General features: G+C 66.8%; 15 protein-coding genes. 8 read left to right on the top strand and 7 right to left on the bottom strand.

Features of this window, described 5'->3' with window-relative positions; all coding sequences use genetic code 11:
- Position 1 precedes the first annotated feature (1 nt).
- From LDO14_RS19750 to LDO14_RS19730, 5 genes are all read left to right on the top strand, one after another.
- Complete coding sequence (locus LDO14_RS19750; RefSeq protein WP_134164906.1) at positions 2-610, top strand: TetR/AcrR family transcriptional regulator; 609 nt, start codon at positions 2-4, stop codon at positions 608-610.
- A 288-nt stretch (positions 611-898) separates the two neighbouring features.
- Complete coding sequence (locus LDO14_RS19745; protein ID WP_018769726.1) at positions 899-2,098, top strand: NADP-dependent malic enzyme; 1,200 nt, start codon at positions 899-901, stop codon at positions 2,096-2,098.
- A gap of 94 nt (positions 2,099-2,192) precedes the next feature.
- On the top strand, positions 2,193-2,696 hold the full coding sequence (locus LDO14_RS19740; protein WP_018769725.1) for a DUF456 domain-containing protein: 504 nt from the start codon (positions 2,193-2,195) through the stop codon (positions 2,694-2,696).
- A gap of 40 nt (positions 2,697-2,736) precedes the next feature.
- Positions 2,737-3,129, top strand: coding sequence for a nuclear transport factor 2 family protein (locus LDO14_RS19735; protein WP_134164907.1), 393 nt, complete (start codon positions 2,737-2,739; stop codon positions 3,127-3,129).
- Positions 3,130-3,138: 9 nt separating this feature from the next.
- Complete coding sequence (locus tag LDO14_RS19730) at positions 3,139-4,116, top strand: hypothetical protein (RefSeq protein WP_223993080.1); 978 nt, start codon at positions 3,139-3,141, stop codon at positions 4,114-4,116.
- Positions 4,117-4,129: 13 nt separating this feature from the next.
- On the opposite strand, the gene LDO14_RS19725 is transcribed toward LDO14_RS19730, so the two are convergent.
- Positions 4,130-4,789 carry a LysE family translocator gene (locus LDO14_RS19725; RefSeq protein WP_134164909.1) on the bottom strand — a complete coding sequence of 220 codons (660 nt, stop codon included), beginning with the start codon at positions 4,787-4,789 and terminating at the stop codon, positions 4,130-4,132.
- Positions 4,790-4,896: 107 nt separating this feature from the next.
- Between LDO14_RS19725 and LDO14_RS19720 the strand changes: the two genes are divergently transcribed.
- Positions 4,897-5,352, top strand: coding sequence for an Lrp/AsnC family transcriptional regulator (locus LDO14_RS19720; RefSeq protein WP_134164910.1), 456 nt, complete (start codon positions 4,897-4,899; stop codon positions 5,350-5,352).
- An 18-nt stretch (positions 5,353-5,370) separates the two neighbouring features.
- Here LDO14_RS19720 and LDO14_RS19715 read toward each other — a convergent pair whose 3' ends face one another.
- The 3 genes from LDO14_RS19715 to LDO14_RS19705 all read right to left on the bottom strand — a co-directional run bounded on the left by LDO14_RS19715 (position 5,371) and on the right by LDO14_RS19705 (position 8,072).
- Positions 5,371-6,027: a hypothetical protein gene (locus LDO14_RS19715; protein ID WP_056392509.1), complete on the bottom strand. Its 657-nt coding sequence runs from the start codon at positions 6,025-6,027 to the stop codon at positions 5,371-5,373.
- A complete protein-coding gene (locus tag LDO14_RS19710) occupies positions 6,024-7,496 on the bottom strand; it encodes a WXG100 family type VII secretion target (RefSeq protein ID WP_223993078.1) in 1,473 nt (490 codons plus the stop codon). Before LDO14_RS19710 ends, LDO14_RS19715 begins: the two co-directional genes overlap by 4 nt.
- Before the next feature lie 99 nt (positions 7,497-7,595).
- Entirely contained in the window at positions 7,596-8,072 is a 477-nt protein-coding gene (locus LDO14_RS19705; protein ID WP_026265834.1) for an Lrp/AsnC family transcriptional regulator, read from the bottom strand.
- 316 nt (positions 8,073-8,388) lie between these two features.
- Here LDO14_RS19705 and gluQRS point away from each other — a divergent pair, with 316 nt between their 5' ends.
- On the top strand, positions 8,389-9,288 hold the full coding sequence (gluQRS, locus tag LDO14_RS19700; RefSeq protein WP_223993070.1) for a tRNA glutamyl-Q(34) synthetase GluQRS: 900 nt from the start codon (positions 8,389-8,391) through the stop codon (positions 9,286-9,288).
- A 9-nt stretch (positions 9,289-9,297) separates the two neighbouring features.
- The gene (locus LDO14_RS19695; RefSeq protein WP_223993068.1) at positions 9,298-9,921 is read left to right on the top strand and encodes a phosphohydrolase; all 624 of its coding nucleotides are present in this window, start codon (positions 9,298-9,300) and stop codon (positions 9,919-9,921) included.
- Here the strand turns inward: LDO14_RS19695 and LDO14_RS19690 are convergent.
- From LDO14_RS19690 to LDO14_RS19680, 3 genes are all read right to left on the bottom strand, one after another.
- Positions 9,888-10,436, bottom strand: coding sequence for a flavodoxin domain-containing protein (locus LDO14_RS19690; RefSeq protein WP_223993066.1), 549 nt, complete (start codon positions 10,434-10,436; stop codon positions 9,888-9,890). The two genes, LDO14_RS19695 and LDO14_RS19690, sit on opposite strands and share 34 nt — an antisense overlap.
- A gap of 92 nt (positions 10,437-10,528) precedes the next feature.
- Positions 10,529-11,845, bottom strand: a complete 1,317-nt coding sequence (locus tag LDO14_RS19685; protein ID WP_018769714.1) for a GNAT family N-acetyltransferase — start codon at positions 11,843-11,845, stop codon at positions 10,529-10,531.
- 123 nt (positions 11,846-11,968) lie between these two features.
- The gene (locus LDO14_RS19680) at positions 11,969-12,916 is read right to left on the bottom strand and encodes an L-lactate dehydrogenase (RefSeq protein ID WP_018769713.1); all 948 of its coding nucleotides are present in this window, start codon (positions 12,914-12,916) and stop codon (positions 11,969-11,971) included.
- Between the last annotated feature and the right edge of the window lie 68 nt (positions 12,917-12,984).

The raw sequence follows: 12,984 nt of genomic DNA, 5'->3' as shown, positions 1-12,984 counted from the left end.
GATGCCCGAGACTTTTTCAGACCATCCGCCCATGGCCGCCCGGCCTTCCGCTCCACGCCAGCGCCTCCGCTACACGCGGATCCTGGACACCGCCGCAGGGTTCGCCCGCACGGGTCTTGACGCCGTGGAACTCTCCGAAGTCGCAGAAAAAGCGGACGTGCCACTGGGAACCCTCTACCGTTACTTTCCGTCCCCCACCCACCTGATGCTGGCGCTGTACCGGCAGCAGCTGGACGAGCTGCAGGCCGGTTCCCGGGGCTCGTCGCCGCGCTTCCGGGGCCGGGCGCTGTCCGGCCTGCTGATGGAAATCTTCCACATGCGCGTCATGCAGCCCGCGGTGGAGCAATGCCTCAGCCGGGGCGTGTACCACCCGGACAAGGACACCACCGCACTCCTGCGCGAGATTGATGCACTCAGCGAAAAGCTCGTTGCGGGTGCCTGCGGCGACGCCGTGGGAGCCAGGGTCCTCCTCCTGACCGTCACTGGTCTGGTCCAGTCCGTCCGGAACCGGCGACTGTCCCTCTTCGAAGCCGAGGAGGACCTGAAAAAGGCGTGCGGTCGGCTGTCCCCCGGGGCCGAGGCGGGCTTCACAGTGTCCCGGTCGGCGTAACTGGTCTAGACCAAAAGGCAATTAAATACGCCATAATGCCGTGATCTGGATCACAAATCGTCCTGCATAAACGTTTTGTCAGGCTAAAGCTGTGTCAAGCAGGACCCGGCAGCCCTTCCGGGCCTGCCTACCATTGGGGCACAGGAGCGGCAGGGCGGAAACATCCCCGGCGTTCCCGCGGACCCGCCACCCTTGGGTTTCCTGTCGCACTACCTTCCACGCCTGGGCCCGGGAGGGCCCGGTTCCCGATGTGCCGTGTGCCCACGGCCAGCACCAGGAGACAACGACGTGTCCATTGACGCAATCACAGCCACCGACGATTCAGCAGCCACGGCCTTGACCGAAGACGAAATCTTCACGGCCCACCAGGGCGGCAAGCTCTCCGTCACCAGCACGGTTCCGCTGTCCAACAAGCGGGACCTGTCCATCGCCTACACCCCCGGAGTGGCCGAGGTGAGCCGGGCCATCCACGCCAAGCCCGAACTGGCCCGCACCCTGACCTGGGCCGAGCGCCTGGTGGTCGTGGTCAGCGACGGCACTGCCGTCCTGGGCCTGGGCAACATCGGGGCCAGCGCCTCGCTGCCGGTCATGGAAGGCAAGTCCGCCCTCTTCAAGACCTTCGGCGACCTTGATTCCATCCCCCTGGTCCTCAACACCACGGACGTGGACGAGATCGTGGAAACGCTGGTCCGCCTGCGCCCCAGCTTCGGCGCCGTGAACCTTGAGGACATCTCCGCCCCGCGCTGCTTCGAGCTCGAGGAAAAGCTGATCGAAGCCCTTGACTGCCCGGTCATGCACGACGACCAGCACGGAACCGCCGTCGTGGCCCTGGCAGCGCTGACCAACGCCGCCAAGGTGACCGGCCGCGGCCTCGAGGGCCTGAAGGTAGTGGTGTCCGGCGCCGGCGCGGCGGGGATCGCCGTCGCCGAAATCCTGCTCGCAGCCGGGATCACCGACGTCGTCCTGCTCGACTCCCGCGGAGTCATCAACAGCGGCCGCGCCGACCTCGCTGCCAGCCCCGACAGCAAGAAGGCCGACCTCGCCGGCCGCAGCAACCCCCGCGGCATCACCGGCGGACCTGCTGAAGCGCTGGCCGGTGCCGACGTCTTCATCGGCGTCTCCTCCTCGAAGCTGGACGAGGCGCACCTGGCATCGATGAACCAGGACGCCATCGTGTTCGCCCTGTCCAACCCGGATCCCGAAGTCCTGCCCGAGGTGGCCGTAAAGTACGCCGCCGTGGTGGCCACCGGCCGCAGCGACTTCCCCAACCAGATCAACAACGTCCTGGCGTTCCCCGGCATCTTCCGCGGTGCCCTCGACGCCGGCGCCCGCCGCATCACCCCGGCCATGAAGCTCGCAGCGGCGCGCGCCATCGCCGGGCTCGCCGCCGAGGACCTCTCGGCTGACTACATCGTCCCCAGCCCGCTGGATCCCCGCGTGGCACCGGCGGTCACCGCGGCCGTCGCCGCGGCGGTGGAAGCGGAGTAAATCCCCTTTCCGGCAGAAACCACGACGGCGGTGCCTCCTTCCCCGAAGGAGGCACCGCCGTCGGGCGTTAAGGGCCGGCCCTAGACTGAAGTCCATGAGCTCCGAAACCGTGGTGACCATCCTGTGCGGCCTGGCGATCCTGGTGGGGGTGGCCGGCACCATCATTCCCGTCCTGCCAGGCAGCGTCCTCATTGGCGTGAGCCTGCTGGCGTGGGCCATCTGGGGCGGCGCCGGGTCTGCGGGGTGGGTCGTGTTTGCGGTGGCCATGATCTTTGTCGCCGCGGGGATGACGGCGGGTGCCGTCCTCACCGGCAGGAAGCTCAAGCAGCATGCCATTCCCAGCCGCAGCATTGTGGTGGCCCTCGTGGCGGGCGTGGTGGGGATGTTCATCATCCCTGTGGTGGGCCTCTTCGTTGGTTTCGCGGCCGGGCTGCTGGCCAGCGAGTTCCTCCGGACTCGGAATTTTTCGACGGCGGCGAAGTCCAGCTGGGCCGCGCTGAAGGCCACCGGGCTGGGGATGCTCGCGGAGTTCGGGCTGGCCTGCCTTGCCGCCAGCACCTGGGTCATTGGTGTGTGGATCGCCGCCGCCAACGGCTGAGTCCATTGCGCCCCGGACCCTGCCCGGGTACAACCAAGGTATGACCCAGCCAGCTTCAGCCCGGGACCATGTCCACGCCTGGATGGAAAAATACCAGGCTGCCTGGACCAGCAACGGCGCCGATGACATCCGCAACCTGTTTGCCCCGGACGCGCTCTACGAGACGCGTCCCCATGATCCCGAACCCTGGCGCGGCCAGGACGGGATCGTCCAGGGCTGGCTGGCGGCACGTGACGAGCCAACCGACTGGACGTTCAGCTGGGAACTGCTGGGGTGCGACGGCGACACCGCCTTTGTCCAGGGCCTCACCACCTACTCGGGCGGCAGGCCCACGTACGACAATCTGTGGGTGATCAGGTTTGATGGATCCGGCCGTGCCCGCTCCTTTACTGAATGGTTCATGGCGGGGAAGCCGGAGATCCCTCCCGGTTAGCATGGAAAGATGAGCGCCGGGGAGACCGCACCGATCTACTGGGACAACCGCGACCTCACACCGTTGGGGCAGGCCCAGCTGCGCACCCCTGTCCACGACCTTGCCGGGGGAGTGGGCGGCCTGCTGACCGGCGTCCTCGGCGGCCGCAACCCTGCCCTGCTCTCCATCGACGGCGAGGTGCCGCGGCTCAAGCGGCTGCTGCCCAAGCCTGCCAAGGCGGTTCATGAAGCCGTCTTCACCAGCCACGAACCGGAGCGCCTGATCACCCTGGCGCGCGCCTACCCCGGGTGGGCGGGGCTCTGCTACCTCATGGGCGGGCTCCTGGCGTACAAGCACGGCGGCTACCTGCGGGCGTCGGAACTCCTGCAACGGGGGCTCGCCACCCGCAATGACGACGAAGCCAACCGTTACTCATCGACCTACCTCACCCGTATCGTCACCCGGATCGAACTGGCCGAGCGGGTGGAGATCCCCGTGCTGTTTAGCGAGGAATCGGTGTTCCTTGCCCTGTCCCATGCGCTGCGCGAGACGGGCCGCACCGAAGCGGCGCTCGACGCACTGGGCGGGCTGCCGCCATCGCTTCCCATGGCCCTGGCGCGCTGCTCGCTGGCCCTCACCCTGGGACGAAGCCGCACGGTCATTGACTGGACGGAGGGGCTGCTGAACGCGGACGATCTCTCCGCTGCCCTGCTGCTGGTCCGCGCCCGTGCCCTGCGGCGTGAAGGCCGGCTGGAGGCTGCGCACCAGGCCATCGCCGAAGTTTTGCGCCGTCGCAAGACACACCTTGTGCTCCGCAACGACGCGCTGACGGACCGGGCATTGCTCGTGCTGGAATCGGGCCGGCGGTCGCTGAATCCCCGCGACTGGGGACGCCGGCGCGGGGACCCGGAACCGCAGCGCGAACTCGAGGCGCCGCCGCGCATCCGCAAGGATGAGGAAATGCGGCGGATCTGGGAGCAGGACTGGAAGGAACTCGGCGGAGAGTAGGAACCCGGACCGGCTACTGGGGGCGGCCGGCCAGGAACGGCACCAGCTGCTCGCCGAGCAGCACGGCCCCCAGTGCCACCATGATGATACCGCTGGCAAGCGTTACTGCCCGGGCGGCGCCGGGCCTGCTTTGCAGCAGGGAGCGCGAGAGCAGGGCCACCACCGTGTAAACCAGGCCCGCCAGTGCCACGAACGTCATGCCCAGCAGCCCGGACTGCACCGGCACGGGCAGGGAGGCCTCGGAGCTGACGAACTGCGGTATGAGGGCCACATAAAAGAGCAGGCCCTTGGGGTTGATCCCGCTGGTGCCCATCCCCTGCAGGAAGGTGCGCAGCTGTGTTCCGGCGGCCTGTATTCCGGCGGCGCCGGGCGCGTCCGCGCTGAAGCTCGCGCCGCGCCAGGACCGGAGGGTTCCCACCCCCAGCCACAGCAGGTAGCCCGCGCCGGCCAGGGTAATCCAGCCCAGGACCCCGGGCATGCCGGCCAGCACGGCGGCCAGCCCGGCCACCAGCAGGACGGTGTGAAGGACGTATCCGCCGCAGAGCCCGGCAACCGCGGGGGCGAAACTGCGCTGCCGCAGGCCCGCCGCGATGGTGTAGGCCCAGTCCACCCCCGGCGTGCAGGCCAGGGCTGCAGCAACCACCAGGAAGGCAAGGAACAACTGCGGGTTCATCGGGTTTCTCCTGTCGAAAGGCTCTCAGGAGCAACCATAGGGAGAATCCAGCCATAAGTGCTGTCCTGTTTTCGCCCGCCCCGCGGTGACAGCAGTATGTTTATTGCGTGATAGACAAGATTGACAGGAATATCTTGCGGCACCTCCAGGAGGACGGGCGCATGACCGCCACCGCGCTGGCAGCGAAGGTGGGCCTGACGGTGGCTCCCTGCCACCGGCGGCTGCGCGACCTGGAGTTGTCCGGGGTGATCCGCGGGTACAAGGCAGACATCGACCCCGCGGCGGTGGGCCTGGGGTTCGAGGCGATCGTTTTCGTCACGCTCCGCCAGGTGGACCGCCCCACCATGGAGATTTTCGAGAACCGGGTGGCGGACAACCCGAACATTGTGGAGGCACAGCGGCTGTTTGGTTCACCGGACTATCTGCTGAAGGTCATAGCGGAGGACCTGCCGGCGTACCAGCGCTTCTACGACACCGAGCTCACATCGCTGCCCGGCGTTGAACGGCTGACGTCAACGCTGGTCATGAAGAACCTCAAGTCCAACGCGGGTCCGCCCGTCTAGGTCCCCGCGGTCCGCATGTCAGTCGGCAGGCAGGATGTGGACGATGATCACCTGCGTGTCCTTGCTGCCGTCGTAGCGGAGATCGTAGTTCACCGTCAGTCCGGTGCCTGTTCCCGGCGTGATGGAGAAATCGCTCTTGGAAGCAGGATCCGCCTGGGTGCTGCTGATCCATTCTTCAGCCGGCTCCGCTGCTATCCCGTAGCGTTGCACGCCGTCCCTGATCAGCTCAAAGTACTCGTCAGGTGAGCCGGCGGTGAGGAAGTAGGTGACCTCGCTGAAGTCCGTCCGCCGGTCTGTGGTGTTGAAACGGATCCGGTCCGTTTCGGCGGTTATTTCGCCGTTGGGCGCCAGGATGCTGAGGCTGATCTTGCCCGAACCCCGGGTATTGATCTCGGGGCCGTAACTGTCCTTGGTGACGCGGACGGCGTCCTTTTCCAGGCGTCCCGAGCTCATATCCAGGCGGGCCGTCCCGGTGGTGCGGATACTTTCCACGCCGGCGGCGTCAAGGGTGGAGAAAGCGGAGGTTTTCACGGGGCTCCCTGCAGAAGATGAAGTGGCGGTGGTCGGATCGGCCGGAGTTGGCGCTTTGCAGCCGGCCAGGACAAGGAGTGAAACGAGGGCAATGACGACGGCGGTCCGTTCGCCGGGTGCGGCGCGTCGGCGGGGCGCAATCACTGGTGGACCTCCGCGTCGAACCCGTCAAGGAACCGGTCCATGATGCCGGGAATGTTGTTGGTGGGACGGTACTGGTCCACCCGGCCGTCAAAGTCGGAGCCGATGATCTGCGCCGCCCGGTCCGGGTCCGTGGCCAGAAGATGTTGGTAAGCGGGGAGGGTGTCCTGCCGGATGAGGTTCCAGCGCTGGTCCGCGTTGGCGATGTTGCCGTCGGGGAAGCCCGTGGTGAAGTCGGTGCGGAACTGGGCAGGATTGTCCCAGCTGGTGAAGGGGATGTTCTCGGGACCGGGGCTTTCCACGCTGAAGCTGTAGGGAAACACCTCGGGGTAGCTTTTGGCGCCCGGGATGGAGGGTTCCCCGGCGAGCGTCACCATATAGGTCACGGCTTCCCCTCCAGGGTGGCCGCGCATGTTGTCGTAGTCGTCCGCGATAATTTCGTTCTGCTCGCGGTACAGGAGGGCCGTGTTTCCTTCACGGACCTGGTCGGGATCTCCCGAATCGATCTGCGCCCACGCGTTGGCCGTGGCCTGGTCGATGGCGCCGGAGTCGCGAAGGCGGTTGATCTCACCGATGCCACCGTTCAGATACGCCTGGTGCTGGCGCGCCTGGTCCAGGAAGATTTCCTTGTTCATGTCCAGCATGCTGGTTTCATAGAAGCGGATTTCCGCATCCGTCATCCCTGCGAGCTGTTCCAGCTGGTCCAGGACGGGAAGGGGGATGTCCGAGGCTGGATTGTCGGTGATTTGTTGAGCCAAATCCCGCAGCATGGCCATGTCCCGGAATCCGCCGGCGAAGGACGGGCCAATCATATTGGCCATGCCTGCCCACTGCAGGTCCGGGTTGGCAAGGTAGGCCTGGCCGTAAAAGTCGTAGACCTTGGTGATGGTCTCCCAGTTGTATTCCGTACCTTTTGACGTGTCCCAGTCGGCTGGATCAATGCCCATGTCCAGCATCGCCTGCCGGTTCCAGTAGGAATTGAGGAAGTCCTGGTAGCCCTTGGAGTTCTTGCTGATCAGGCCGGAGTCCGCCGCGGCGTCCATGGCGGTTTTGGCTGCCTCCGGGTTCGCCTGGGCCCACTGGCGGAACCCGTCGCTCAGCAGGTAGGCGCGCCGCTCGGCCGGGGTCATGGCATTCAGTCTGTCTGTCAGGTCCTGGGCGGTTCCGCTCCCGGATCCGCCCGACCCGGGTCCTCCCGGTCCACCAGTGCTGGCCTTCTCCTGTTCGTCCGCGTTGGCAAGGAGTGTCCTGGCGGCCGACTCCAGCCCTGCCGTTGCCGACCTCAGCAGCCTGGCGTGCGATGACGTCCACTCGCTGCGGAACCTGTCGCCGTCGCGCCCTTTCCACAGGCCGGAACCAATGCTGCTGCTGAGCTGCTGCCCCAGGACGTTGAGCCGGTTGGCGCCGGCAGCCAGGTCCTTGGCGAGTTGCCGCAGCTGCGCCACATCGCCGCCGTAAAAGTTTCCCGCCATGCTGCCCCCTGTTGGCTCCCCCGCTGTTGGCTCTTCCGTGCCAGCCTAACGGGGCATCCTCCGTGCGGCGATGGGGAGTGGTGCCCCTGTGGTCCCCGCCTACTCGGCCTGGTCCCCCAGGAGCCCGGTGGTCCGGTACGGGATGACTTCGCGGAGGAACATGCTGGTGGACGTGCGGACGATGCCCGGGCAGAGCCGGATCTCCTCCGACACCCGGTAGAGGTCGTCGGGGCTCTTGGCCACCACGCGGATCAAGAGGTCGGTATCGCCGGCCGGCGCATGGCACTCCAGGACTTCGGGAATTTCACGCAGGGCAGCGATAGCCTCGTTCAGGTGGCTCTGGTCCAGCTCTGCGCTGACCGCGGCGGCCACGCCCCGTCCCAGGGCCGCCGGAAGCACCCGGCTGCTGTTGGGGCGGAGGGCGCCGGATGCCGTCATCCGCTCCAGCCGGCTCTGGACGGTTCCGCGGGCGAGGCCCAGCCGCTGGGCAAGCACCATGATGGGGACACGCGGATCCTGGTCCAGGGCATTCAGGATGCGCCGGTCGGTGGCGTCCAGTTCCTGCAATCTGACCACTTCCTGTTACTGCTGGCCTCAGGGATTGATCAAACTGATCAACTCAAGTTGGGCCAATTGTCCCAACTGTATGTTCTCTGCTGGAATAGTGGCAACAAGGACAAAAGCTACCGCTGGTCCGCGCAGGCTACAGTTTCCCCGGCACACCACCCGGCACCTGGACACCGCTTCCCGCAAGGAAGCCGCCGCTGATTGACGCTTGTTCACACCACGCTCATTCTGCAAACACGGCAAGAGCCCCTGAGCTACCGACGCCCGCCTCCCGGAGTCATCGGTAGCTGAGGGGCTCTTGTGTGCTTCCGTTTAGGGTTGATCCATGACCTCCGCCGGCCGCTTCGCCCCCAGCCCGTCCGGTGAGCTGCACGTGGGAAACCTGCGGACCGCAATCCTCGCCTGGCTTTTCGCCCGCTCCACCGGACGCCGCTTCCTGCTGCGGGTGGAGGACCTGGACCGCGCCCGCGCAGGAGCGGAGGCCGTGCAGCTGCGAGAACTGGCGGCAGTGGGCATCACCTGGGACGGCGATGTGGTCCGGCAAACCGACCGCGGGCCCCTCTACGCCGCGGCGATCACACGGCTTGAAGAGTCCGGCCTGACGTACGAGTGCTTCTGCACCCGCCGCGAGATCCAGGAGGCGCCGTCCGCCCCGCATGCTCCGCAGGGTGCCTATCCCGGCACATGCCGCAACCTGGACCGGGCGGAACTGGAGTACAAGCGGTCCACGCGGCCGGCCGCCATCCGCCTGCGGGCGCATGTGCGGGAATACACGGTCCAGGACGTCCTCCACGGCGAGTTCACCGGGGCTGTGGACGACTTCGTGCTTCGCAGGAATGACGGGGTAACCGCCTACAACCTTGCCGTCGTGGTGGATGATGCCGCGCAGGGCATAGACCAGGTGGTCCGCGGCGACGACCTGCTCCCCTCAACGCCCCGACAGGCTTATCTCGCCTCGCTCCTGCATATTCCCGTCCCGGAATATGTGCATGTTCCCTTGGTGGTGAACCGCGACGGCGTGAGGCTGGCAAAGCGCGATGGAGCGGTCACGCTGGCGGACCTCGCCCAGGCCGGGATGGGTGCCCACGACGTGCGGAACCTGCTGCTGGAGTCCCTGGGATTACCCGCCGGAACGCTGGGCCACGCACTGCAGGCCCTGGACCCGGCACGGTTGCCCCGCGAACCCTGGGTGTGGCCCGGGATGGACCGCCCGGCCGCTGGCTAAGCTTGGTAGATGTCAGACGAGCACATTCCGGCCCAGGCCCGGACGCCAAGGTTCACGGTGGAGACCGCCAAAGTCCTCGCAGAGGTTGCCCACAACCGGCAGAAGGACAAGCTGAAGCGGCCCTACCGGGACCATGTCCTTGCCGTCGGGGATGCCCTGGCGGACTTCGACGACGAGATCCGGATCGCGGGTTACCTCCACGACATCGCCGATGACACACCGATGACACGGCAGGCCCTGCTGGACATGGGGGTTCCCGAGCGCTCCGTGGACATCATCGAGCGCGTCACCAACCGCCTGCACAGCGACCCCGACGATTACCAGTCCGGCATCCGTGAGATCGCCGGGGACCATGACGCCGCCCTGGTCAAGATCGCCGACAATGCGCACAACTCCCTGCCCGAACGCGTCCAGGCGCTGGCGGAGAAGTGGCCGGACAAGCCCCCGGTGACAAAGTACCGGGACGCCAGGCCGGTGCTTTACGCAGCCGTGGAGGTGGAGGAGGTCCGCAAGATTTTGGCTCGGGCCAATCCGTGGCTGCTGGAGGAATTCGACGCGCAGCTGGATGAGGCCGATGACACCGACTACGAGAACCTCCGCTACGATTCCGGCCCGGGCTCCCGCTCCAAGTAGACCAGGAACTCCTCCGCGAACCGCCGCACCCCGTCCCATTCCGTGTAGATGTAGTCGCGGCCGGTGTCCGTATCCGGGCTGCCCTGGCCGCTGACGATCTTCTTCATCATCATGCGCTTGAGGAATCCGTACTGGGTGTAGAGGAGGGCGCCGCCGAACATCGCCACCTTGTCAGGATGCCAGCCGGTGCTGTCCTCGAACTCCGCAACGTACTTTTCCGCCTCTTCCGGCTCCGCGTGCGCCGAGAGGCTGACCGAGAACAGGGCGGCCGGCAGGCGCTCCAGGCCGGACCGGTTCCGGCGGACAAAATCGGCCACGTAGCCCTCGTGCTTTTCGGCATGGATGGAAGCACCCACTATGATGCCGTCATAGCCGTTAGGCAGGCCGTGGTCTGCGTGCTTGAGGTCCAACGTGTCGGCCTGGTGCCCGTGGGCCTGCAGGACATCAGAGATGTAGTCGGCGATGCGGGCCGTTTGCCCTTCCGAAGTTCCGTACGGGATCAGGATTCTTGCCATGACCACTACTCTGGCGTCCGCCCGGAACCGGGCAAAGGGGCAAAGGTCCCTGTATGCGGTGCCCTGCAGGCGTCCTGCGGAGCAGCCGGGGACTAGACCCGTCCCAGCGCTTCGATGTCCTCCAGGAAGTCCGCCTGCACCTCCGCGCTCACGGTGGTGCGGGTATCACCAATGGCGTCGAGGTAGTCCTGGGTGGAGGGACCTTTCCTGACGGCGGCGCGGACGGAAACGTCGCCCCCGGAGGCCAGCCCGCCGTCGTCGTACACGGCTTTTTCCAGCGCCCGCTGGGAGGCGCTGCGGGCCGCGTACTCGATGTCGGCCGGGGAGAAGCCCTCGGTACGTTCCACCAGGAGTTCCACGTCCACGGCATCCACCACGGCCGCCGGGATGAAACGCTGCCACATCGCCTCCCGGGCCTGCCGGTCCGGCAGCCCGATGGGGATGACGTAGTCGAACCGCCCGTGGCGCAGGAAGGCCGAGTCGAGGGCGCGGATGAAGTTGGTGGCGCAGACCAGGAGCCTGCCGGGCTGTTCCCGGAATGCGGGAATGATCTTCAGCAGCTCGTTGGTCACCCCCTGCAGCGGTGACGGCGGATCACCGGCGCGCTGGGAGGCGATCTCCTCCACCTCGTCGATGAACACCACCGCGTGCTCCAGTTCCGCGATTTCCAGGAAGGTCTCGCGCAGCGCGCCGGCCAGGCCCTGCGGGTCGCCGGCCAGGCGGGACGGGAAGACCTCCACGAACGGCCACTCCAGCCGGGAGGCGATGGCCTTGGCAAAGGTGGTCTTGCCGGTGCCGGGAGGCCCGAAAAGGACGACGGCGCGCGGCGGCACCACGCCGAATTCATCGGCCAGGTCCGCCTCGGCGAGCGGCAGCACCAGGCGCCGTTCCAGCAGTTCCTTTTCTCTGCGCATGCCGGCAACGTTTTCCCAAAGGTCGCGGGCCAGGACGCGGCCGCCCAGCTGGCCCAGGGCGCCGAGCTCCTGGCGCTGGACGGGAATGGTCCGCTCGAAGTAGCGCAGGTTTTTCTTGAGTGCGAAGCCGCGGCCCAGGAAGGCCTCCACGCGGGTTTCGGACTCAGGCATCAGGGCGGAGAGCTTGTTCAGGCCGTGCGGGGCCATCCGGTTTTCGACGGCGGCGAGCAGCGAGGTGCCGATGCCCCTGCCGCGGTACTCGGGAAGGGTGGCCAGGAACACGATCCAGCCCTGGTCATGCGCGGCCCGTCCCACGGCGGCGCCCACCACCTGCTCGCCCTGCACCGCAACCACCGCATGGTCTTTTTCGCACGATGCCAGGACCTCGGACAGGGCGTATACGGGTTCGACGTTGTGGGCCTTGAGCGTCTCCCACAGGTGCAGGATGCCGTCCAGGTCCGCCGAGTGGAAATCCCTGATCCGCCAGTTGGTCATGCGTTACTCCTGTTGGTTCGTCATTGAGCCAGTCGTGGTCGAGCCAGCGTGGACATCTCAGGTGAGCATATGTGAAGCAGGCACCGGGCGGGGTTGCGGTGGCGTTGCATGACGTGCCGCTGCTCAAACCCCCAGCATGTCCATTGTGTTCCGCAGCGTGTCCGCGGAATGGTGCAGGGCGGCCAGCTCGACGTCGTCCATGGGCGTTTCCAGGACACGGTGCACCCCGCCCCTTCCCACCACGCTGGGGAGGGACAGCGCCACGCCGGAAATCCCGTACAGCCCCGACAGCACAGTGGAAACCGGAAGGACAGCGTTGTCGTCCCGGAGCAGCGCCTCCACAATGCGGGCACCGGACAGGCCGATGGCGTAGTTCGTGGCCCCTTTTCCGGCGATGACCTTGTAGGCGGCCTGCACCACTTCACGGGCGGTGCCGGCGAGGTATTCGGGCGTGAAGATCCGCTCCCCGCCCACCGTCCAGTCCCTGATGGGGACCGGACCGATCGTGGCGCCGGACCACAACGGGAACTCCGTGTCCCCGTGCTCTCCCACCATGCTGGCGTGGACGCTGGTAACGGAAACCCCGGCCTCCAGGGCCAGGAGCCACCGCAGCCGGGACGTATCCAGCACCGTGCCGGAGGAGAAAATCCGTTCCGGTGGCAGCCCGGAGATGCGCTGGGCAGCCACCGTCAGGACGTCGCAGGGGTTGGTCACCAGGACATAGACAGCATCCGGCGCACGTTCCAGCAGAGGCGGCATCAGCTGCTCGAGGATCCGGACGTTGGTCCCCGCCAGGTCAAGGCGGCTCTGGCCTGGGTTCTGCTTGGCACCGGCCGTGATGACCACGACGTCGGCGCCTTCCGTGACGGCGATATCCCCGCCGCCGGTGACGGTGGCCGACGCCGCGGCGAACTGGCTGCCGTGGGCAAGATCCAGTGCTTCCGCCTCCGCCTTGGGCGTGTTGACGTCGTACAAGGCGATACTGCTGGCGGAGCCGCGGATCAGCGCGGCGTACGCCAGCGACGTCCCGACGCTCCCGGCGCCCACCACTGCGAGCTTGGATCCTGCCATGGTGCACTCTCCCTTTCCGGAGCCGTTGAGTGTGTCCTACCCGAAGAGTAGCGTGGCCCACATCACTC

Source organism: Arthrobacter sp. NicSoilB11 (assembly GCF_019977375.1).
GTDB lineage: Bacteria > Actinomycetota > Actinomycetes > Actinomycetales > Micrococcaceae > Arthrobacter.
This window is presented reverse-complemented; position numbering and strand designations above follow the sequence as displayed.

Bases quoted from the DNA above. Each gene is read 5' to 3' on its own strand.
- LDO14_RS19725 (WP_134164909.1), bottom strand. From the start codon at position 4,789: ATGAACCCGCAGTTGTTCCTTGCCTTCCTGGTGGTTGCTGCAGCCCTG.
- LDO14_RS19735 (WP_134164907.1), top strand. From the start codon at position 2,737: ATGACCCAGCCAGCTTCAGCCCGGGACCATGTCCACGCCTGGATGGAA.
- LDO14_RS19710 (WP_223993078.1), bottom strand. From the start codon at position 7,496: ATGGCGGGAAACTTTTACGGCGGCGATGTGGCGCAGCTGCGGCAACTC.
- LDO14_RS19685 (WP_018769714.1), bottom strand. From the start codon at position 11,845: ATGACCAACTGGCGGATCAGGGATTTCCACTCGGCGGACCTGGACGGC.
- gluQRS (WP_223993070.1), top strand. From the start codon at position 8,389: ATGACCTCCGCCGGCCGCTTCGCCCCCAGCCCGTCCGGTGAGCTGCAC.
- LDO14_RS19695 (WP_223993068.1), top strand. From the start codon at position 9,298: ATGTCAGACGAGCACATTCCGGCCCAGGCCCGGACGCCAAGGTTCACG.
- LDO14_RS19730 (WP_223993080.1), top strand. From the start codon at position 3,139: ATGAGCGCCGGGGAGACCGCACCGATCTACTGGGACAACCGCGACCTC.
- LDO14_RS19680 (WP_018769713.1), bottom strand. From the start codon at position 12,916: ATGGCAGGATCCAAGCTCGCAGTGGTGGGCGCCGGGAGCGTCGGGACG.
- LDO14_RS19740 (WP_018769725.1), top strand. From the start codon at position 2,193: ATGAGCTCCGAAACCGTGGTGACCATCCTGTGCGGCCTGGCGATCCTG.
- LDO14_RS19690 (WP_223993066.1), bottom strand. From the start codon at position 10,436: ATGGCAAGAATCCTGATCCCGTACGGAACTTCGGAAGGGCAAACGGCC.
- LDO14_RS19750 (WP_134164906.1), top strand. From the start codon at position 2: ATGCCCGAGACTTTTTCAGACCATCCGCCCATGGCCGCCCGGCCTTCC.